Annotated in this window: 19 protein-coding genes and 1 pseudogene; 9 read left to right on the plus strand and 11 right to left on the minus strand. The window is 69.2% G+C overall.

Annotated features, from left to right (window positions below; all coding sequences use genetic code 11):
* Positions 1 to 316, plus strand: a 316-nt coding sequence (locus AB0D57_RS36460; protein WP_362083425.1) for a GNAT family protein, incomplete at its 5' end; no start/stop codon positions are given.
* Between the two features lie 354 nt (positions 317 to 670).
* Here the strand turns inward: AB0D57_RS36460 and AB0D57_RS36465 are convergent.
* The 4 genes from AB0D57_RS36465 to AB0D57_RS36480 form a co-directional block, all read right to left on the minus strand.
* Positions 671 to 2,605 carry a GAF domain-containing protein gene (locus AB0D57_RS36465; protein ID WP_362083428.1) on the minus strand — a complete coding sequence of 645 codons (1,935 nt, stop codon included), beginning with the start codon at positions 2,603 to 2,605 and terminating at the stop codon, positions 671 to 673.
* Positions 2,606 to 2,710: 105 nt separating this feature from the next.
* A complete protein-coding gene (locus AB0D57_RS36470) occupies positions 2,711 to 4,072 on the minus strand; it encodes an MFS transporter (RefSeq protein ID WP_362083431.1) in 1,362 nt (453 codons plus the stop codon).
* 83 nt (positions 4,073 to 4,155) lie between these two features.
* Complete coding sequence (locus tag AB0D57_RS36475) at positions 4,156 to 4,950, minus strand: 3-hydroxybutyrate dehydrogenase (RefSeq protein WP_362083434.1); 795 nt, start codon at positions 4,948 to 4,950, stop codon at positions 4,156 to 4,158.
* Positions 4,951 to 5,071: 121 nt separating this feature from the next.
* Positions 5,072 to 6,520, minus strand: coding sequence for a tannase/feruloyl esterase family alpha/beta hydrolase (locus AB0D57_RS36480; protein ID WP_362083437.1), 1,449 nt, complete (start codon positions 6,518 to 6,520; stop codon positions 5,072 to 5,074).
* 445 nt (positions 6,521 to 6,965) lie between these two features.
* Between AB0D57_RS36480 and AB0D57_RS36485 the strand changes: the two genes are divergently transcribed.
* The 4 genes from AB0D57_RS36485 (at position 6,966) to AB0D57_RS36500 (ending at position 10,545) form a co-directional block, all read left to right on the plus strand.
* Complete coding sequence (locus AB0D57_RS36485) at positions 6,966 to 8,453, plus strand: PHB depolymerase family esterase (protein WP_362083439.1); 1,488 nt, start codon at positions 6,966 to 6,968, stop codon at positions 8,451 to 8,453.
* Between the two features lie 175 nt (positions 8,454 to 8,628).
* Positions 8,629 to 9,405 carry a CoA transferase subunit A gene (locus AB0D57_RS36490; RefSeq protein WP_362083442.1) on the plus strand — a complete coding sequence of 259 codons (777 nt, stop codon included), beginning with the start codon at positions 8,629 to 8,631 and terminating at the stop codon, positions 9,403 to 9,405.
* Between the two features lies 1 nt (position 9,406).
* On the plus strand, positions 9,407 to 10,066 hold the full coding sequence (locus AB0D57_RS36495; protein ID WP_362083445.1) for a CoA transferase subunit B: 660 nt from the start codon (positions 9,407 to 9,409) through the stop codon (positions 10,064 to 10,066).
* 107 nt (positions 10,067 to 10,173) lie between these two features.
* Positions 10,174 to 10,545, plus strand: a complete 372-nt coding sequence (locus AB0D57_RS36500) for a helix-turn-helix domain-containing protein (RefSeq protein ID WP_362083448.1) — start codon at positions 10,174 to 10,176, stop codon at positions 10,543 to 10,545.
* Between the two features lie 120 nt (positions 10,546 to 10,665).
* Here AB0D57_RS36500 and AB0D57_RS36505 read toward each other — a convergent pair whose 3' ends face one another.
* The 6 genes and pseudogenes from AB0D57_RS36505 to AB0D57_RS36530 form a co-directional block, all read right to left on the minus strand.
* Positions 10,666 to 11,520 carry a LysR family transcriptional regulator gene (locus AB0D57_RS36505; protein WP_362083451.1) on the minus strand — a complete coding sequence of 285 codons (855 nt, stop codon included), beginning with the start codon at positions 11,518 to 11,520 and terminating at the stop codon, positions 10,666 to 10,668.
* A gap of 99 nt (positions 11,521 to 11,619) precedes the next feature.
* A pseudogene (locus tag AB0D57_RS36510) lies at positions 11,620 to 11,969 on the minus strand (ferritin-like domain-containing protein); the annotation flags it as partial.
* A 479-nt stretch (positions 11,970 to 12,448) separates the two neighbouring features.
* Positions 12,449 to 13,630: an MFS transporter gene (locus tag AB0D57_RS36515; protein WP_362083454.1), complete on the minus strand. Its 1,182-nt coding sequence runs from the start codon at positions 13,628 to 13,630 to the stop codon at positions 12,449 to 12,451.
* A 536-nt stretch (positions 13,631 to 14,166) separates the two neighbouring features.
* Entirely contained in the window at positions 14,167 to 15,567 is a 1,401-nt protein-coding gene (locus AB0D57_RS36520) for an MFS transporter (protein ID WP_362083457.1), read from the minus strand.
* A 488-nt stretch (positions 15,568 to 16,055) separates the two neighbouring features.
* Positions 16,056 to 16,217, minus strand: coding sequence for a hypothetical protein (locus AB0D57_RS36525; protein ID WP_362083460.1), 162 nt, complete (start codon positions 16,215 to 16,217; stop codon positions 16,056 to 16,058).
* Positions 16,214 to 16,336 (minus strand): hypothetical protein, encoded by a 123-nt coding sequence (locus AB0D57_RS36530; protein ID WP_362083463.1) that lies wholly within the window; start codon positions 16,334 to 16,336, stop codon positions 16,214 to 16,216. The genes AB0D57_RS36525 and AB0D57_RS36530 overlap by 4 nt, the downstream gene beginning before the upstream one ends.
* Positions 16,337 to 16,427: 91 nt before the next feature.
* Here AB0D57_RS36530 and AB0D57_RS36535 point away from each other — a divergent pair, with 91 nt between their 5' ends.
* From AB0D57_RS36535 to AB0D57_RS36545, 3 genes are all read left to right on the plus strand, one after another.
* Positions 16,428 to 17,036 carry a hypothetical protein gene (locus AB0D57_RS36535; protein WP_362083466.1) on the plus strand — a complete coding sequence of 203 codons (609 nt, stop codon included), beginning with the start codon at positions 16,428 to 16,430 and terminating at the stop codon, positions 17,034 to 17,036.
* 192 nt (positions 17,037 to 17,228) lie between these two features.
* Positions 17,229 to 17,774 (plus strand): AAA family ATPase, encoded by a 546-nt coding sequence (locus AB0D57_RS36540; protein WP_362083469.1) that lies wholly within the window; start codon positions 17,229 to 17,231, stop codon positions 17,772 to 17,774.
* Between the two features lie 285 nt (positions 17,775 to 18,059).
* The gene (locus tag AB0D57_RS36545) at positions 18,060 to 18,470 is read left to right on the plus strand and encodes a cupin domain-containing protein (RefSeq protein ID WP_362083472.1); all 411 of its coding nucleotides are present in this window, start codon (positions 18,060 to 18,062) and stop codon (positions 18,468 to 18,470) included.
* 94 nt (positions 18,471 to 18,564) lie between these two features.
* Here AB0D57_RS36545 and AB0D57_RS36550 read toward each other — a convergent pair whose 3' ends face one another.
* Complete coding sequence (locus AB0D57_RS36550) at positions 18,565 to 18,969, minus strand: hypothetical protein (RefSeq protein ID WP_362083475.1); 405 nt, start codon at positions 18,967 to 18,969, stop codon at positions 18,565 to 18,567.
* Positions 18,970 to 19,163: 194 nt separating this feature from the next.
* Here AB0D57_RS36550 and AB0D57_RS36555 point away from each other — a divergent pair, with 194 nt between their 5' ends.
* Complete coding sequence (locus tag AB0D57_RS36555; protein WP_362083478.1) at positions 19,164 to 19,364, plus strand: DUF5988 family protein; 201 nt, start codon at positions 19,164 to 19,166, stop codon at positions 19,362 to 19,364.
* Positions 19,365 to 19,430: the final 66 nt, after the last annotated feature.

Below are 19,430 nucleotides of genomic sequence, written 5' to 3' on the forward strand. Positions count from 1 at the left end.
CGCGACGCTGTGGGGCATCGACACCCACCAACGGTCCGCGCACATCGGGCTGGGGCTGCTGCCGACCTCCCGCGGCAAGGGCTACGGCACCGACGCCGTCGCGGTGCTGTGCCACTACGGTTTCGTCGTGCGCGGCCTGCAGCGGCTGCAGATCGAGACGCTGGCGGACAACGCCGCGATGCTGCGCTCCGCCGAGCACAACGGCTTCGTCCGCGAGGGCGTGCTGCGCTCCTCGGCCTGGGTGATGGGCGAGTTCCTGGACGAGGTGCTGCTCGGGCTCCTCGTCCAGGACTGGAAGCCGGACTCGAAGAGCTAGGGTGCCGCCCGACGGTCAAGGGCGGGCCGCGGAGCAGACATGGACGGCCGAGGGCCAGGACGTCGACGTTTTCCCGCGGGGCGGTGGGCCCTGTTCGTCGGCCGACAAGCGATACGTCCCGGCCGAGGCCGCCTGTCAAAACGTGGAGGTCCTTGCCGGGCCGCCACCGCTCGGCGCCCGCGCGCTTGAGCATGCCGTGGTACTCGACCAGCGACCATCCCCGTCCCGCCCATCGCTTGCTGGGCCGCGTACTCGCCGAACGTGGAGTACGCAATCAACGGCACCTCCTGATCCGACCGTAGCCGCGCCAACACGTCAACGGCGGTGATCACCGGCGAGCGAAGCCGGCCTCGCTCAGGCTTCGCCGACGCCCCGAGTGAGCTGGTGAAGGCGCAGCGCCAGGTGGGTCTCCAGGGCCCTGGCGGGGGTGTTCCAGTCGGGGCCGAGGAGTTGCGCGACGCGGTCGAGTCGCTGGACGACCGTGTTGACGTGGACGTGGAGGGCGTCCTTGGCGCGGGAGAGGCTGGCCCCGTGGTCGTAGTAGGCGCGCAGGGTGCGCAGCAGCTCGGTGCCGCGCTCGGCGTCGTAGGCGAGGACGGGGCCGAGGACGCGTTCGACGTACGAGCCGACGTCGGCCCGGTCGCCGAGCAGGACTCCGATGAAGCCCAGTTCGGCGATGTCGGCTCCCTCCCCGGTCCGGTCGAGGGCGTGCAGCGCGTTCAGGCACCGCAGAGCCTCGGTGTGGAGGCCGGCGAGGTGCTCCGGTCCGGGGCCCGGGCCGGCGGCTCCAACGGTCACGGGTGCGCCGAGGGCGCGGGTGAGGTCGCAGGCCAGGCCGCGGGCGAGGGTCCCCGGCTGGTCGGACGGAGCGAGCAGGACGACGTGGCCGTGCCGGGTTCCCGCCAGGCCGCCGAGTCCGCGGGCTCTGCGGGCGGTCTCGGCAGAGAGCCGAGGTCGCAGGGGCGGCTCGCAGTCGAGGACGGCGATGGCGTGGGGCCGGGCGAGGTCGATTCCGAGGCGCCGGGCCCGCAGGGTCAGGCTTCCGCCGTCCCAGCGTGCCGACGCGGAGGGGTCCGCGAGAAGGTCGTCGAGGAGTTCGCCGCGTACCCGGTCCTCGGTCTCGGCAACGGACCGGCGCATGAGGAGCAGCATCGCGGTGACAAGCGCCGCGCGCTCGAACAGGCGCCGGTCGGCCTCGGAGAGGTCCGTCCGTCCGGTCAGCACGATGCTGCCCAGTGACTCGGTGCCGGCGAGAACGGCGCAGGTCCAGATGTCGTCCGCGTGGACCGCGCGGCCGTCGGTGCGCGAGGCTGCGAGGCTCTCGGCAGAGGGCATGACCGGTCCGGTGCCGGCCCGGGCCAGCTCGCTGCCGTCGGTGTCGTGGACGGCCACTCCGCCCCGGAGCAGCGCCGCGATCTCGGCTGCCACGTCGTCGATGCCCGCGCCTCGCAGTACGAGTTTGGTGAGGCGGTCGTGCGCGTCGGAGGCCCGGTGCAACGCCTCGCCGTGGGCACGGGCCGTCGCGTTGGCGGCTTCGAGCCGGGTGAGGGCGCTGCGTGTCTCCTCGAGCAGTCGGGCGCTGTCGATCGCGACGGCGGCGTGGTCGGCGAGTGAGCCGAGGAGGGCGATGGCGTCGGGGGTGAACTCGCGCGGGGTGCGGTCCGCCGCGAACAACACCCCGATGACCTCCTCTCCCACCCGCAGCGGGACGCCGAGGATTCCGCGCAGTCCTTCCTCGGCCACACCGTCGTCGATGGCCCCGGTGTGCCGGTAGCGCTGGTCGGTGTGGTAGTTCGTGCTGGCGTAGGGGCGTGCGGTCTGCGCGACCAGCCCGCCCAGTCCCTCTCCCATGCCCAGTCGGAGCTGCTGGAAGGCCGCGGAGACGGATCCGTCGGTGACGCGCATGAACGTGTCGTGGGCGAGCGGGTCGTTGAGGGTCAGGTAGGCGACGTCGGCGCCCAGCAGGGTTCTCGCCCTGCGAACGATGGCGCGGAGCACGGCATCGAGGTCCCGCAGGCCCGCAAGATCGCCCGCGGTGTCGAACAGTGCCACCAGCTCCGCCTCCCGGCGGCGGTACTGGTCGAGTACGCGCCGCACGGACAGGGCGACCTCGGTGGTCTCCTCCATCCATGCGACGTCCGCCGCGGCGGCCCCACCGACGCGTGAGCGGGCCGGCTGGGCGGCGAGCTCCTCGGCGGGGGCGTCGGCGGCGAGGAGGTCCAGCAGGCGGCGGGCGGCCGCCTCGGCGGGGGCGGACGTCCGGGCGTCGGCTCGACGGCCGACGGTCATGGTGCCTCCTCGCGGGTCGTGTGTGGGGGCTGATGCGGTGCAGGGCCCAGTCTGCCGCGTTCCCCATCGTGGCGGCGGACCGGGCTCGTCACGAGTGCGGCGGCGCTACACCCGGTCACCCGCGGCAACCGCGGGAGCGTCGGCCGACTTCTCGTCCCGCAAGTCGGCAAGGTCGCGGCCCCGGGTCTCCCGGGTGACAGCCACGGTGATGGTGGTGATCACGGCGGCCGCGCAGAGGTAGATGCTGACCGGGGTGGAGGAGTCGTAGTCCTTGAGGAGTTCAACAGCAATGATCGGGGCGAGGGCTCCGGCGACGATGGAGGCGAGCTGGGAACCCATCGAGGCGCCGGAGTAGCGAACCCTGGTGTCGAACATCTCAGAGATGAACGCGGCCTGCGGCCCGTACATCGCACCGTGCAGCAGCAGTCCGACGGTGACGGCCAGGGTGATCACGGGAAACGACGTGGAGTCGACGAGGCCGAAGAAAGCGAACGCCCAGGCGGCCATGCCCACGGAGCCGATCAGGGTGACCGGCCGCCGACCGATGCGGTCGGACAGCGCGCCCCACAGGGGGATCGTGACGAAGTGGACGGCGGAGCCGATGAGGACGGCGTTCAGCGCCGTGCTCTTCGGCAGCTCCAGGTGCACGGTGACGTAGACCAGGAGGAACGAGGTCAGGATGTAGTACGAGATGTTCTCGCCGAAGCGGGTGCCGATGGCCGACAGCACCTCGCGCCAGCTGCGCCGGAACACCTCGACGACCGGGGCCTTCTCCTTCACGCCCTGCGCGGCCGCGGCCTCGGCCTTGGCCTGGGCGGCAAGGAACACCGGGGACTCGGAAACCGAGATGCGGATCCACAGGCCGATCAGGACGAGGACGCCGGACAGCAGGAAGGGGACGCGCCAGCCCCAGGACTGGAAGGCGGCCTCCGACTGGAACGCCGCCAGCAGCGCCAGCACGCCGGTGGCGAGCAGGTTGCCGCCCGGAGCGCCCGCCTGCGGCCAGGAGGCCCAGAAGCCACGGTGCTTCTCTCCGCCGTGCTCGGAGACGATCAGGACGGCCCCGCCCCACTCGCCGCCGAGCGCGAAGCCCTGAACCAGGCGCAGCACAGTCAGCAGGATCGGCGCGCCGACGCCGATGGTGTCGTAGGTGGGCAGCAGGCCCATCGCGAAGGTCGCGCCGCCCATCATCAGCAGGCTGACCACCAGCAGCTTCTTGCGTCCGATCTTGTCGCCGTAGTGACCGAAGACGATCCCGCCGAGCGGCCGGGCGGCGAACCCGATGGCGTACGTGATGAAGGCGATCAACGTGCCCATCAGCGGGTCGACGCTGGGGAAGAACAGTGTGTTGAACACGAGGGCGGCGGCCGAGCCGTAGAGGAAGAAGTCGTACCACTCGATGGTGGTGCCGATCAGGCTCGCGGCGACGATGCGGCCGATGCCGCCGCTCGGCTTGGTGTCAGACATGGGTTCACCAGGTTTCACGAACGGGACGGGACAGGACGGGGACGGGGTGGTACGAGGGTGGTGCGGGCCGGTGCGGGCTGCGTTCAGCCCGCGGTCCAGCCGCCGTCGAGCGGCAGGGAGGTACCGGTGAGGTAGCCGGAGTGGGGGCCGCACAGCCACAGGACGGCGGCGGCCACCTCCTCGGACTCCAGGAGTCGCTTGACGGGCGAGCGGGCCAGCATGACGTTGGAGAGCACGTCGCCCTCGCTGATGCCGTGGGCGGCGGCCTGGTCCCGTATCTGGCCTTCGACGAGCGGGGTGCGGACGTATCCGGGGTTGACGCAGTTGCTGGTCACACCGTGGGGGGCGCCTTCGATCGCGGCGACCTTGCTCAGCCCCTCCAGGGCGTGCTTGGCGGCGACGTAGGCGGACTTGTAGGCGCTGGCCCGCAGCCCGTGGACGCTGGAGACGTTGACGACCCGGCCCCAGCCGCTGGCGTACATGTGCGGCAGGACGCGGCGCATCAGCAGGAACGGGGCGGTGACCATCACTTTCTGGATCAGTTCGAAGCGCTCCGTCGGGAACTCCGTGAGCGGGGCCACGTGCTGCAGGCCGGCGTTGTTGACCAGAATGTCGACCTCGGCGGGGAGAAGGTCGATGGCTCCCCCGTCCGCGAGGTCGGTCACGTGTGCCTCACCGCCGGCGGTCTCCGCGACGGCTTTGGCCGCCTCGGCGTCCCGGTCGACCACGTGCACGAGGGCCCCCGCGTGCGCCAGGGCCAGCACGCAGGCCCGGCCGATGCCGCTGCCGCCGCCGGTCACCAGAGCCGTGCGTCCGCTCAGGTCGACCGGGGCGGCAGGCGGCGGCAAGGGAGCCGGGGCGGGAAATGTGTTCGTCATGGCCGGAAACAGTAGGGAGAGCCACGGGCTCCTCCCATGTATGTGACCGCTACAAACTGCTGCCCATGAGTGGTTGTTTTTGCCATAGGCCCGGCAGCCAGGCCGGGCCGCGGAAAGCAGGTCAGGAACGGGACGAGGAAGGAGCGCCGTCCCGTCCGTCCAGGGAGCAGCTGTCCAGGAGGGCCGCGGCGTCCGCCTGGGCGGGCAGGCCGATCGTTCGGGAAGCGGGCGGTCGGTGGCCTGCGGCAAGCCAGTTCTCGAGCGCGGTGAACGCCGTGCGGTGGCATGGCGTGAGGGGACGCAGCCTGTCCGGGAACAGGTCGACCAGGGCGTCGGTGTGGGTGGCGCCCTCGATGCGGTAGTAGCGGTGCAGGTGGCCGCGGCCGGCCTTGCGCACCATGCGGGCGTATACGTCGGAGTCCTGGCCGATGGGCAGCAGGACGTCCAGGGTGCCGTGCAGGGTGATCAGTGGCTTGCCTATGCGCCCGGTCAGCGCGATCCGTTCCACGGCCTGCCTGACCTCGTCGGGGCGGGCCGCGTAGTCGTAGTCGGCGTCACAGGCCGGTGTGCCCGTCGCGCAGTACGGGGTGCCCGCCTCGGCCGTCCCGTCGAAGCCGGGGTCGAGTTCCTCACGGTAGATGCGCTGGGTCAGGTCCCAGTAGACCTTGTAGTGGTACGGCCAGAGGAACTCCGATCCGGCCGGGAAGCCTGCGGCGTGCAGGGCTTCCCGCGCCTGCCCGGCGTCCTCTCCCCCGGCGGCGTACACGGGATAGTGGCTCAGCGCCTTGGGCAGGAAGTCCAGCAGGGTGGGTCCGCTGGAGCGCCAGAGAGTGCCTTCCCAGTCGACTCCCCCGTCGTAGAGCTCGGGGTGGTTCTCCAGCTGCCAGCGGACCAGGTATCCGCCGTTGGACATGCCCGTCACCAGGGTCCGCGACGGCGGGCGGTGGTAGCGCTGGGCGACCGTGGCGCGGGCGGCCCGGGTGAGCTGGGTGAGCCGGTCGTTCCACTCGGCGATGGCGTCACCCGGTGCCTTCCCGTCCTGGTGGAAGGCGAGGCCGGTGTTGCCCTTGTCGGTGGCGGCGTAGGCGTAGCCGCGGGCTAGCACCCAGTCGGCGATGGCTCGGTCGTTGGCGTACTGCTCACGGTTGCCGGGGGTGCCGGCGACCACCAGCCCGCCGTTCCACCGGTCGGGCAGGCGGATGACGAACTGGGCGTCGTGCCGCCAGCCGTGGTTGGTGTTGGTGGTGGAGGTGTCGGGGAAGTAGCCGTCTATCTGGCTGCCGGGGACTCCGCTGGGGACGGCCAGGTCCTTCGGCGTCAGCCCTGCCCAGTCGGCCGGGTCGGTGTGTCCGGAGGCGACCGTGCCCGCCGTGGTCAGTTCGTCCAGGCAGGCAGCCTGCTGGTGCTCGGCGCCTGGCACGCGCACGTGGGTCAGGTGCGCGCAGTGACCGCCCGGGTTCCCGGGTGTGGCCATGGCCGTCGCGGGGGCGATCGCGAGAGCGGCCAGAGCGAGGGCTGTCGGAACACCCCGTTGCCAGAGTCGTGGTGCGGAGCTGTAGGAGAGACGCATCGGCTTGCCTCCGAGATCGTGTGCAAGGACGCGCGGGAGGCTATGGCACCCGAATCCCCCAGACATATGGGTCTGTCAACCACCGTCCGTTCCCCCGGTGATGGTTGGAGACGCCACCTCCGCCCTGCGGATGGGGCGCTCATGCGGAGAGTGATGGATCGCGCGACGGCCATCGGTCTCACAGCCGGCACCATCCCGCCGGGGAGGCACGGTCATGGTGATCTCCGCTCATCGGCCGGCGCCGGACTTGTCATCGAGCCTCCTGGCATAGCCAGCTGGGCGCGAAGGCGGCCATGGATAGCTGTCACACAGGGTTTCCGTCAACCCTGTCTGTCCCGCACATGTCAACGTCGGCGCGGGCGCCGTGATGATTCACGCCACACCGATGCCGGCCACCCGCCCGGCATCGGTCAGGGCATGTTCACCACATCAGGAGGCAGTCGTCATGGGACAGCCGTATCCTCCGTTCCACTTCGCGAAGGGCCGCCGCCGGATCGGAGGCATCCGACGCTGGGTCGCCGCCGCCGCGGGAGCCCTGGCCCTCACCGTCGGCCTGGTCACCGTGAGCCCGCAGGCATCCGCCGCAGGCCTGACCCAGGTCACCGGCTTCGGTACCAACCCCGGCAACCTGTCCATGTACACCTACGCGCCCGACGCCCTGCCCTCCGGTGCCCCGCTCGTGGTCGCCCTGCACGGCTGCACGCAGAGCGCGAGCGACTACTACGCGCACTCCGGCTGGCCCAAGTTCGCCGACCTCTACGGCTTCGCGCTGGTCCTTCCCCAGACGAGCAGTGCGAACAATGGCAACTCCTGCTTCAACTGGTTCGAACCCGGCGACAGCGCGCGGGGCCAGGGCGAGGCCCTGTCGATCAAGCAGATGGTCGACAACGCCGTCTCGCGCCACGACAGCGACCCCCGGCGGGTCTACATCACCGGCCTGTCGGCCGGCGGCGGCATGACGGCGAACATGCTTGCCGCCTACCCTGACGTCTTCGCGGGCGGCGCCATCGATTCCGGGCTGCCCGCCTCCTGCGCGAACAGCGTGGCGGCGGCGTACACCTGCATGTACAGCCCGCCGGACAAGACCCCCGCCCAGTGGGGCTCCCTTGTCCGCTCCGCCGCTCCCGCCGGCACCACCTCGTGGCCCCGGGTGGCGATCTGGCAGGGCACCGCCGACACCACCGTCCAGCCCGCCAACGCCACCCAGCTGCGCGACCAGTGGACCGATGTGTGGGGCATCGGCCAGACGCCCTCCCGCACCCAGAGTCTCAGCGGGGGCACCACGCTGAGCGTCTACGACGACCCCGCCGGCCGACCCGCGGTCGAGGTCTACTCCATCTCCGGCATGGCGCACGGGCTCGCGGTCGACCCCGGCAGCGGTGCGGAGCAGTGCGGCAGCACCGGCACCTACTACCTCGACACCATCTGCTCCAGCTACCACACCGCCCGTTTCTGGGGTCTCGACGGCGACGACCAAGGTACCGGGGCCCTGCCCGCGCCCACTGGACTGGCGGTCACCGGGGCCACCGACACCACCGCGTCCCTGAGCTGGAGCGCGGTGGTCGGCGCGGCCTCGTACCAGGTCTACCGCGGTGGCACGAAGGTGGGCACCACCGCCTCGACCGCCTTCACCGACACCGGCCTGGCCACCGGGACGACGTACAGCTACACCGTGGCGGCCGTCGACACGGCCGGCGCGGCCGGCGCGGTCTCCTCCGCCGTGACCACGACCACCACCGGGTACACGCCCACGTGCCACACGGCGAGCAACTACGACCACACGGTCGCCGGACGCGCCTACCAGACCGGCGGCTACACCTACGCCACGGGCTCCGGCCAGCCCATGGGGCTGTGGAACACGTTCACCACGCACACCCTCAAGCAGACCGCCCCCGGCCACTACGTCGTCGCGGACTCCGGCTGCTCGGCCTGATCCCCTCCCCAAAGGCCCCGGCGCAGGTGATCACTACCACCTGCACCGGGGTCGATGTGTGGATGACAGCCATGGTCGCCCATCTGCCGCCTGCCTAGGCTCGCTGCCAGTCGGTTGTACTGGCACCGGCTCTGACCAGCACGGTCAACCCGGCTGCCCGAGGGAAAGGGACCGTATGGGTCTGGACAAGACAGTCGCGAGCGCCGCGGAGGCGGTGGCCGACATCTCCGACGGCACCTCGCTCGCGGTGGGCGGCTTCGGGCTGTGCGGCATACCGGGCACGCTGATCGACGCCCTGTGGCAGCGTGACGTGCGCGACCTCAGGATCGTCTCGAACAACTGCGGTGTCGACGGCTGGGGCCTCGGACTCCTGCTCGCCGCCGGACAGATCGCCCGCATGACGAGCTCGTACGTGGGCGAGAACAAGGAGTTCGCCCGCCAGTACCTGAGCGGTGAACTGGAGGTCGAACTCGTGCCCCAGGGGACGCTGGCGGAACGGCTGCGGGCCGGCGGCTCCGGCATCCCCGCGTTCTACACCCCCGCCGGAACCGGGACCCAGGTCGGCGAGGGCGGACTGCCCTGGCGCTACGCCGCCGACGGGTCGGTCGCCGTCGCCTCGCCCGCCAAGGAGACACGGGACTTCGGCGGACGCCCGCACCTGCTCGAACACGGCATCACCACCGACTTCGCGCTGGTCCGCGCGACCATCGGCGACCGGCACGGAAACCTCGTCTTCCGCTCGTCCGCCCGTAACTTCAACCCGCTCGCCGCCATGGCCGGGCGGATCACCATCGCCGAGGTGGACCACCTCGTCGAACCGGGCGAGCTCGACCCCGACGAGGTCCACCTGCCCGGCATCTTCGTCCAGCGCGTGGTCCGGGTCACTCCCGGTGACCCCGCAGCCGAGCGGCGCATCGAGCGCCGGACCGTTCGACAGGAAGGCGGTGCCTGACATGGCCCTCACCCGCGAGCAGATGGCAGCCCGCGCCGCCCGGGAACTGACCGACGGCAGCTACGTCAACCTCGGCATCGGCCTGCCCACCCTCATCCCCAACCACCTGCCGCCCGGCGTCGAGGTGGTCCTGCAGTCCGAGAACGGCATCCTGGGTGTCGGCCCCTACCCGACCGAGGAGGAACTCGACGCCGACCTCATCAACGCCGGCAAGGAGACCGTCACCACCCTGCCCGGCGCCTCGTTCTTCGACTCCGCCCTGTCCTTCGGCATGATCCGCGGCGGCCACATCGACGCCGCCGTACTCGGGGCCATGCAGGTCTCCTCCTCGGGCGACCTCGCCAACTGGATGATCCCCGGCAAGATGGTCAAGGGCATGGGGGGCGCCATGGACCTCGTCCACGGCGCCGGCCGGGTCATCGTCCTCATGGAACACACCGCCAAGGACGGCACCCCCAAGCTCGTGGACACCTGCAGCCTGCCGCTCACCGGCCGCGCCGTCGTCCATCGCGTCATCACCGACCTCGCCGTGGTCGACATCACCCGGGACGGCTTCGTCCTGGCCGAACTCGCCCCCGGCGTCACCGTCGAGGAAGTCCGGTCCGCCACAGCCGCGGACCTGACGGTGCCGGCCGACCTCGGTACCGTACGGGCAGCCTGAGCGGAGCCGGCCAGCCACGGCGTGAAGCAAGAGCGCCAAGTCGTTTGTCGAGCAGGCGCCAGCCGCCGACGGGGGCGGGGGACGTCACGTCCCCCGCCCCTGTCGGCTTGGGCGAACGCTCCGCGGAAGCGGCCAATCGAGTCCGCCGCGATGGCCATGACCTGGGCGCCGGGCTGCTCCTGCAACTGAACGACGCCCATCAGCTGGTCGCCTTCGCCGACCGCACTCTTGCCGCGGTCCGACAGCACGACCTCCAGCGCGGCACCCAACTGCTGGCGACGCTCCGCGCGTTCGTCGACAGCCGACTGAACAGGAACGAGACCGCTCGGAAGCTGAGCGTGCATCCCAACACAGTCAGTCAACGCCTACGCAGGATCGAATCCCTTGCCCATATCGACCTCTCGGACCCGGCCGTCGTCGTGGAGGTCAGCGCCGCGCTTCTGCTTCTTGACGTTGCCGAGGGCACCGAAATGAACTGAGTCTTTTGGGTCGGTGATCTGCCGTCGGAATTCGTTCCGCGGCCAGGAACGGGGTGAGAGGCTGGGCTTCAGCCACTGTCGCGCCGACCCAAGCCGGTTCCGGACCGTGCGGCCGCGCTGTCACGTGATGTGCCGGAGCAAGGCCGCGACCGCCGGCGGGGCGTCACCGGGTGGTCGTACCACCATGACCTTCCAGTTCGGCGCGTGGCGGTCGAATCGGTACTGGGCCAGGTCGGCGGAGCGGTCTGCGATCGACTTGGGCATGATGCAGACCCCCAGGTCGTTTCGGACCAGTTCGGCGGCGGCGACGATGTCGTTCACTTCGAAGGTCGTGACGCGCTCCACGCCCGCAGCGCGGAACGCCCGGTCGACCGCGTAGCGGATGGCCCAGCCCGGGGTGAAATCGACCAGCGGCAACTGGGCGGCTTCGGCGAGGGTGGCTTCGCCGGCCGGGGTGATGCCGGGGACTACCCGCCGAGGTGACGCCACCAGGACCATCTCCTCGCGGGACAGCAGCCGGGTCGCCAGACCCCGCTGCTGCTGCCGATCGAGGGCCACCACGGCCAGGTCCACGGTTCCGTCACGCAGGGCCTGTCGGATGTCGGCCACCGCCGCCTGCCGCAACTGGACGACCACACCGGGATGTTCCGCGCGCAGAGCAGCCAGGGCGTGGTGAAGACCGGCCCAGACACCTTGCATGGTGCCCACCGTCACCCGGCCGCGCAGCTGTCCCCGCACGGCGTCGACCGCCTCACGCGCCAGTTCAGCGGCCCGGAGGGTGGCGCGCGCGGCGGGGACGAACACCTCGCCCGCCGGCGTCAGGGTCACGCGGTGCGTGGTGCGGTCGAACAGCGGGGTGCCCAGTTCGCGTTCCAGGGACCGGACCGTTCCTGAGACGGCCGACTGAACCACGTGCAGTCGTCTGGCGGCCGCCGTGAAGCCGCCCGCGTCCGCCACCGAGACGACAACCTCCATCTGCCGCAGATCCATCATCCGCTCCCGGTCAGGCAGCGCCCCGTCTGGTGTGCACGTGACGATCTTCTCTCTTCACCGCATGGTAGAACGCGGGGCGTCTCAGGCGCGGACGAGCGGTGTGTCGACCAAATGCTCGGCCAGGAGCCATGCCTGCAGTTCGCCGGTCCTGATCACCTGGGACACCAGCAGGTCGTTGGTGCCGTCGTCGCCCAGTTCCACGGTGCGGGCCGCGGCGTCGTGGGCCTCCACGAGGATGGTCTCGTGTGCCTCAAGGAGCCTCGACAACATGGCCGGTACCTCCTCCACTCCGTCCGGGGGCCGTGGGATCGACGTGATCTCCGCGACATGACGAGGGTCGCCGACCGCGACGCCGCCCAGGGACTGGACACGTTGTTCAGGCGCTGGCAGGAGTACATCCGCGTCTCGTAGGACAGACCGATCGGTAACTGAACTGCTGCGGGCCGCCGCCGCGGAGCTGTCGGAAACCGCGCCGTCGGCGGCGGAACTGAGCCGGCAGGCACTGCACCTCACCACCGACGAAACGAAGAGCGGGGCATCGTCCACACCTGCGACGCCGGATCACACGACAAGTGATCCAGGAATTCGGGTCCGTCAAGTCTGGCTGCTGCAGGAGTTGAACCGCGCACTGACGAGAGCCCATTCCTCCTGCCGCCCCCATAGCGGTGACCGATGAGCGTCGTCGCCAGGGGAAACGGTTCACGCGTGGTCCTGAGAAGAACGAAGAAACGGAGGGCGTGTCGAACACAAAAGGAGATGGAACGCGGAGAGTCACATCACCACAGGCTCAGGATCGCACATGCTCCATCAGGGAAAACCCAAGGATTCGCCCTGTGACAACAGGGACACCGGGCGGTCGCCCGGTGTCCCTGTCCCGTGTCCCTTCCCGGCAGGCCGCCGGTGTCCTGTTTCAGGCGTTCGTTCCGCTCGGCACGGTCTGCCTCACCCGCCGGTGTTCGGAGGTCCAGTACAGGAGTGCGGCCAGGGGCAGCGCGGCTCCCAGGACCGTCAGCCCGCTCCAGCCCACGGCGTGGTAGACGACCGATCCCAGCTCGGAGCCCACCGCACCACCGACGAAGAAGATTGCGATGAACGCACTGTTCAGACGGGCCCGCGCGGCAGGATCAAGCTGGTAGATCGTGTGCTGGCCCAGGATCAGCGTCGTCTGCACCGCCATGTCGATCAGGATCGCGGCCACGGCGATCAGCACGACGCTGTGCGCACCCAGGCCCGCCAGAGCGAACGCCAGCGCCGCGACCACGAACGCCGCCCCCGTCATCGGACGCGCCAGTCCACGGTCCGCCCACCGTCCCGCAAACGGAGCCACGGCCGCGCCAGCCGCACCCACCAGCGCAAAGACGCCCACCCCCAGCTGCGAATAGTGCAGGTCCGGACCGGTCAGAACGAAGGAGACAGTCGTCCAGAAGGCACTGAACACCGCGAACATCGCCGCCTGATACAGGCCCCGGCGCACCAGTACCGGATGCGTCCGCACCAACGCCGCGGTGGAACGCAGCACATGACGGTAGGCGACGTCCGTGGTCGGCTCATGCCGCGGCAGAGCCGCACGCAGCGCCACCCCGAGCACTGCCATCAAAGCGGCCGACCCCAGGAACACCACCCGCCAGCCGGCGAGGTCGGACACCACACTGCTCAGCGTCCGCGACAGCAGAATCCCCGTGAGCAGACCACTCATCACCCGCCCCACCACACGACCACGCGCATGATCAGGAGCCAGACCCGCCGCGAACGGCACCAGAATCTGCGCCACCACCGACGTCGCACCCGCTATCAGCGAGGCGACCAGCAGCATCGGGAAACTCACCGCCAGCCCGGCCACCACCAGGGAGACGGTCGTGACGGCCAGCAGACCGGTCACCAGACTGCGCTTTTCCAGCCGGTCCCCCAGCGGAACCAGGAACAGCATGCCGATCACATAACCCACCTGCGTCAACGTGACCAGTGCCCCTGCGGACGACGTACTGACGCCGAAAGCACCGCTCAGCGTCGACAGCAACGGCTGCGCGTAGTACAGGTTCGCCACCGTCATACCCGAGGCCACCGCGAAAAGCGCCACCAGCCAACCGGGCACCCCCGACGCGACACCTCCGACAGTCCCCGAACGACGCCGCGACACCACACCAGACCCTGCAGACATGTACACCCTCCGACAACAGGAGCCGGAAAACCCGACCCACGAAAACCGATCCGAACCACTGCCGGCGGTCCCCGTGCCGCCATCACCGATCCACAACCGCCCCCGCCCCACCCTGCTTCCCCCTTCACAGCGATGACTGGAGATAACAGCCATCTCATTCAGAGATGACCCGAGCCGTCCGGCGTCACCCGCCCCGCCCATGCTCGGAAACCGCTGCGCAGTGCGCGGGCCGGGTCAGCGGCCTCGGCCGCGGCCGCGCACGGACATGGTCCACGGTGCATGGCGACGTGTCGGTGTCCATCGGCTCGGGCTGACTCATCACTAGGGGAGACCACCGCCTTCGGCGCTCGTGCTGTGGAACGAGGCAGAGACGCGCCGGGCCGGTGCTCAGTCGCTGTCGTCGACCTCAGCGGCCGTGCGCCCGCTGAGCGCACGCCTTTCGCAACAGCGGCAGGCCCACGGGGAGGAGATCACCCGGCTCCGGACGGCCCGGGAGGCGGCTCATGGCGAGAACCTGGAACTTCGACGCCGTCTGGCTCGGTACGAACCGGACTGAATGCCGGGCAGCCTCCGTCGCGACGACGAGAACCTCTGGGGGCAGGAAGCTCCCGTCCTAGACGAGCGAGCGGGGACAAAGCCATCAGCACCGGGGACAGCATCATGGCTGCGGCCGTCACCAGGAGGCTGATGCGCAACCCCCACTGCTCCGCGAGAAAACCGCCGAGCAGAGAGCCGAGCGGGGTCAGCCCCATGCCGACAAAGGTGATCGTCGCGGCCGCGCGGCCTTGCATCCCGTCCGGAGTGACGGCCTGCCGTACGGCCATGACCGTGACATTCACCAACTGGCCGCCGGCCCCGAACACGAAGCTGACCGCAAGGAGCGCGGGAACCGTCACCGCAGAGGAGCCGTGCAGCGCGGGCACACACAGGAACGCGCCGTCTCCGAGTACCGCTGCGAACACCAGCACCGAGCCATAACCGAACCGGCTCGGCAGGCGCGCGGCCAACATCGAGCCCAGTAGCGCGCCAGGCCCCGTCGCCGCGAGCGCCAGTCCGACGGCGGTGCCCGACAGGTGCAGTTCCCGCGGCAGGAACAGCAGATAGACGGTCATCATCGCCGCGAAGGAGAACTGGAAGGCGGCCGAGGCAAGGCACACAGTTCGCAGCGAAGTTTCGCCCACGACAAAGCGGAGGCCCTCATGGATGCGCCGCCATACCCGAGGGGGACGTTCCGAGTGCTCCGGGATCGATTCGATCCGACGGATCCGTCGAATCGACAGGAACGACATCGCGAAGAACAGCGCGCTGGAGACGGCAGCGATCGGCGCCGACAGCAGTGACACCAACGCGCCACCGAGGGCGGGACCGGCGATCTGCGCCGCGGACCGGCTGCCCTCGAGCGCGCTGTTGCCCCGCACCAACTGATCGCGTGTCACCAGCCGTACGACAGAGGCCTGGTAGGCCACGTCGAAGAACACGGACAGGGTCCCGACGACGCAGGCGACCACGAGCAGCGCCGGCAGGCCGAGCCAACCGAGGAGTCCGGCCACGGCGGCGGCGCCCAGGGCCACAGTCCGGCCGACGTCCGTCAGCACCATCACCGTGCGGGTCCACCACCTGTCCACCCACGCGCCGACGAAGAGCGAAAGCAACAGGATCGGCGCCTGCCCCACCGCGCGGAGGACGCCCAACTGGCCGGCACCGGCGTTGAGCGTCAGGACGGCGAAGAGCGGCAATACCACCAGACTTGCATGTTCGCCGAGTTGGGAGGCCGTCTGACCCACCCAGAGTCTGCGGAAGTCGCTGTCCCGCCAGAGGCTTGACGGAACAGGCCGACCAGAATCGGATACAGCGGAGGAAGCGGACGGCACGGGGATCCCTTGGATTGCCGACGACGAGGCCCGCCACCTGGCGCACAACAGGCGCACTTACGGTTTCAAGCGGGGGGAGGCTCGCTGTGCCGCAACATCAAGGGCAGCACGCGATGACGGGCCGATCGCGGCCTACAACGTCAACGCGCGCTCGGACGACCGGGCATCTCTTAACTCCTCGTGGGTCACTCGCTGCACCCGAACACTAGCCTTCGGCAGCCCGGTGCGAAAGGCAATTGGCCCGGGGCACATCCGACCTGACGCTGCATCTCTGCCTGGTGGGACTTTGCCTGGCCTCGGATCGTGACATCCGGGAATTGCAAGAGTCTGGCCCCTGCCTCACTCGCCTCGCACGTACAGAGCGTACGACGACGCCTACTTCGAGAGCGCCCGCCAGCTGGACGTCGACCACCTCTCATCCGTACCCGGGACAAACGAACGTAGATGAAGGTGCTGTTCAGCGCGTCAACGGCATGCCGCTGACACCTTCAGCTGCGGGTAAGACGCGGTGGAGGTCGGATTCTGAGGGTATTGCAGCCGTCGCTGAGCTTGCCAAAGTTCCAGTGCTTGAACTTGTCGCGCGTGTAGCCGGTCCGGCTCTCGTCCTGGATCGGGAGCGCCTGGAGGGCGTCGCGCACCAGGAGAGTCACGGTGTCACCCGGAGCAGTCTGGGCGGCCTGGGCGGTGGCGGGGTGAGCAGCGCGGCCAGCCACACGAAGAAAAGCTCCCACAACTTGTCGAGCACCAACTGCTGCTGCACCATCTCCATGCCATGACAACGAGGGCCCCGGCCGACCGCGGACAGGAGATGTGGTCGATGCTGGCATGGACGTTTTCCCCGCAAGCATCTTCGAGGGGCCATGACCGACTACCTGCAGGCCGTCTTCGCCATGCTCGGCCCGGGAGAGGAACGCTTCGCCGATCCCGCCGCCTGGCTCAATCTGGAGGAGGAACTCGGCAGGGAGCTTCCGACGGACTACCAGCAGATCGTCGATGCCTACGCACCCGTGCAGATCAACGGACACCTCAGCCTGTCCCATCCAGCGTCCGACTGGTGGAACCTGGGCGAGGAGATCCGCTCGGCATCACAAACCTGGTCGGCGAGTGCATGGGAGTCCTATGTCACGGGGCCTGACGACGATCCACGCGTCTTCTGCAATGTCCCACAGCTCAGCTTCGGTACCGCCGAGGGCCTCGTACGCCTCGCCGCTACCGATCAGGGAGCCGCAGTCTTCGGAGCTCCGCAAGTTCACGGGTTCTCGGACGGTGTAGTGGTACAGGGGGAAGAAGGCGATTGGGTCGGACACCCGATGACCTTCGCCGAGTGGCTGTACCGCTACCTGATCGGCGAGCAGATGGCCGGCTGGGACAGCGCGACCTTCTACCCCGGCCCCGTCCTCCTGGAGTACCTGCCTACCGCTCCGGGCCAACGCACCCGCGATGCCCACGGCCCGGAGCGCGGCATGTGAGCAGCACACCAAACGAGACGACCTCTTGATCGACCACAGCAGGGGCGCCCATACCGGCCCACGGCCGAGCATGTATCACGCCGGCAGCACACGAAGCGGGGGAAGATTATGCCAACTTCAGCAGAAGCTCAGTCCCACCAGGTTGCGGGCTCAGCGAGAGCTTCACAGACGTCCGGCGGGCTGATCATCTTCTTGAACGGCACATCGAGTTCCGGGAAGTCGAGCATCGCCAAGGAGCTCCTCCCGATCCTGAACGACACGTACTTCCACATGCCGGTGGACGCTTTCCACGCCATGCGGGCGCGGCGGGACTTCGCAACCGACGAACTGCCTTCCGTGCTCAGGCACACCTGGATGGGCTTCCACCGCGCAGTCGCCGGCATGGCTTCAGGCGGCAACAACATCGTGGTGGATCACGTCCTGAGCGAGCAGTGGCGTCTCCTCGACTGCGTCGCCCTATTCGTCCCCGAAGACGTGGTACTGGTCGGAGTGCACTGCCCCATGCCGGAACTGGAACGGCGCGAGCGAGAGCGCGGGGACCGCCCGTCGGGGCTGGCCGCACGCCAGATCGCCAAGGTCCATGCCCACGGCCTTTACGACATCGAGTGCGACACGAGCACCGCCAGTCCGGCCGACTGTGCTCAACAGATCAAGGACTTCCTACCGCATCGCCCGACCCCTACCGCATTCGAGAAACTGAAGGCGAACCCACCGGCCGATCAGCCACCGGTTGTCTGACTCCTGACCCCATCCGTGCCCGACTCAGGCTCACCCCTGCAGGACAAGCTGGTCATCAGCGGTTCCCCCGCGGATCAGGAGTTCGTCGCGTTCTCGCTGCGGGAGGCCGGGTCCAGGCCCGTATGGCGGTGAACACCTGGAACCGGATGGGCGAGTTGAGCGCCCTCATCCGCTCGGGCGACCAGGATCTCCAGCGCGGCCCTGGGCAGGTTCGCCGCGTAGGGCTGTCACAAACGGGGAGTCGGTCCTGTCCTTATTGCGGACAGTCTCTTTTTGGAGGAATACATGAGCGCTGAGCACACACACCTGCCCCCAGGCCTTGAGGTGATCACGACCCGGCCGGAGGCGGCGGCCATGATCCCGGCCGGCGCCGAGGCCAGGACCGTCCGCATCACCCTGCAGCCCGGTGACGCCGGCGCGCCGCCGCACCGGCACCCCGGGCCGATCTTCGGGTACGTGACTGAGGGCGAGGTCCTCTTCGAACTGGAAGGGCAGCCACCCCGGGTAATCAAGGCCGGTGACGCCCTGTTCGAGCCCGGGGGCGACGTCATCCACTACGTTGGCGCCAACAACCTTCCGGACGCGCAGTCGCAGATGGTGGTGACCATGTTCGCGCCGCCTGGAACCCCGCTTCTGACTGTGGTCAGCGCGGAGGAGCTGGCCGAACGACGCCACCTACGGTTTACCCAGCCATGATGACCCCCGGTATTCCGGATCTCTCTTTCCAAGCCGACCGAGCAGCAACTGACCGCCGCCGGGGAGGCCACTGAGGTTTTCGGTTCGGGCTACATCACGGCGGCGTCGTGATCAGTCCGGTCTCGGCGATGAATCCGTCGAGCAGGTCGGGCTGGCACCGCATCCGTTTGAGGCGGGTGCGAACCAGCCCGGCCAGGTCATCGATACTGCACGGGGCAAGGTTGCCCAGGCTCTTCATCAGGTGCCCCCACACGCCCTCGGCCGGGTTGAGGTCGGGGGTGTAGGTCGGGAAGCGGAAGACCGTCAGCCACGGCCGATTCCCGATCAGCTCGCGGCTGCGGTGGCCAGCACTGCCTCGTACGACGAGGTGCAGCAGTACTTCGCCGACCGTCCGGCAGCCTCTATCCCGCCGTCGAAGATCGGCGGGACTCTGACCAGCGTCCAGACGGTGCAGCGCCGCGTCGGCTCGGTCGGCTTGGCATCTCTCCCGGCCCCGCACCGAGATGGATCGGAACGCCGGTCAGCAGAGTGCCGACGTCGATCGTCTGCCCGGGGTGCAGCACGGTGAAGCTCTGCCGTGTGCGGTACGGACCGGGTCGCGCTGGGTCTCGAACCCGCCGAACTTATAGGGTCCATGAACGTCTGAGCCTCTCCAAGATGCGTCAGACACCCCGCGGTGGCAAGACTGGACATATGGCTTCCAAAGCACGGCTGGAGGGCGGCCCGGACGATCTCGTGGGTCAGATAGTGCCGATCACGCCTCCCGGACAAGAGTTGAAGATTCCGCACCTCGGCGGGTACGAGCACTACAAGGCCACGCCACGCCATGAGGACTCTCCGGAAGGACAACTGACCATATTCGAGTGGTGGGAACGGACCGAGATCGCGGAGTGATGCCACCTCCCATTTCGTCACCGCGAGGCTCCGTCTTTCGTCGGTGCCCCTTTGCGCCCGGCATCC

It is taken from the genome of Streptomyces sp. NPDC048275, from assembly GCF_040652275.1.
GTDB lineage: Bacteria > Actinomycetota > Actinomycetes > Streptomycetales > Streptomycetaceae > Streptomyces.

What these genes read in the sequence shown, in the direction of transcription:
- AB0D57_RS36545 (WP_362083472.1), top strand. Translation starts at nt 18,060, where the DNA reads ATGAGCGCTGAGCACACACACCTGCCCCCAGGCCTTGAGGTGATCACG.
- AB0D57_RS36480 (WP_362083437.1), bottom strand. Translation starts at nt 6,520, where the DNA reads ATGCGTCTCTCCTACAGCTCCGCACCACGACTCTGGCAACGGGGTGTT.
- AB0D57_RS36485 (WP_362083439.1), top strand. Translation starts at nt 6,966, where the DNA reads ATGGGACAGCCGTATCCTCCGTTCCACTTCGCGAAGGGCCGCCGCCGG.
- AB0D57_RS36555 (WP_362083478.1), top strand. Translation starts at nt 19,164, where the DNA reads ATGGCTTCCAAAGCACGGCTGGAGGGCGGCCCGGACGATCTCGTGGGT.
- AB0D57_RS36475 (WP_362083434.1), bottom strand. Translation starts at nt 4,950, where the DNA reads ATGACGAACACATTTCCCGCCCCGGCTCCCTTGCCGCCGCCTGCCGCC.
- AB0D57_RS36495 (WP_362083445.1), top strand. Translation starts at nt 9,407, where the DNA reads ATGGCCCTCACCCGCGAGCAGATGGCAGCCCGCGCCGCCCGGGAACTG.
- AB0D57_RS36530 (WP_362083463.1), bottom strand. Translation starts at nt 16,336, where the DNA reads ATGGAGATGGTGCAGCAGCAGTTGGTGCTCGACAAGTTGTGGGAGCTT.
- AB0D57_RS36465 (WP_362083428.1), bottom strand. Translation starts at nt 2,605, where the DNA reads ATGACCGTCGGCCGTCGAGCCGACGCCCGGACGTCCGCCCCCGCCGAG.
- AB0D57_RS36535 (WP_362083466.1), top strand. Translation starts at nt 16,428, where the DNA reads ATGACCGACTACCTGCAGGCCGTCTTCGCCATGCTCGGCCCGGGAGAG.
- AB0D57_RS36470 (WP_362083431.1), bottom strand. Translation starts at nt 4,072, where the DNA reads ATGTCTGACACCAAGCCGAGCGGCGGCATCGGCCGCATCGTCGCCGCG.
- AB0D57_RS36490 (WP_362083442.1), top strand. Translation starts at nt 8,629, where the DNA reads ATGGGTCTGGACAAGACAGTCGCGAGCGCCGCGGAGGCGGTGGCCGAC.
- AB0D57_RS36505 (WP_362083451.1), bottom strand. Translation starts at nt 11,520, where the DNA reads ATGGAGGTTGTCGTCTCGGTGGCGGACGCGGGCGGCTTCACGGCGGCC.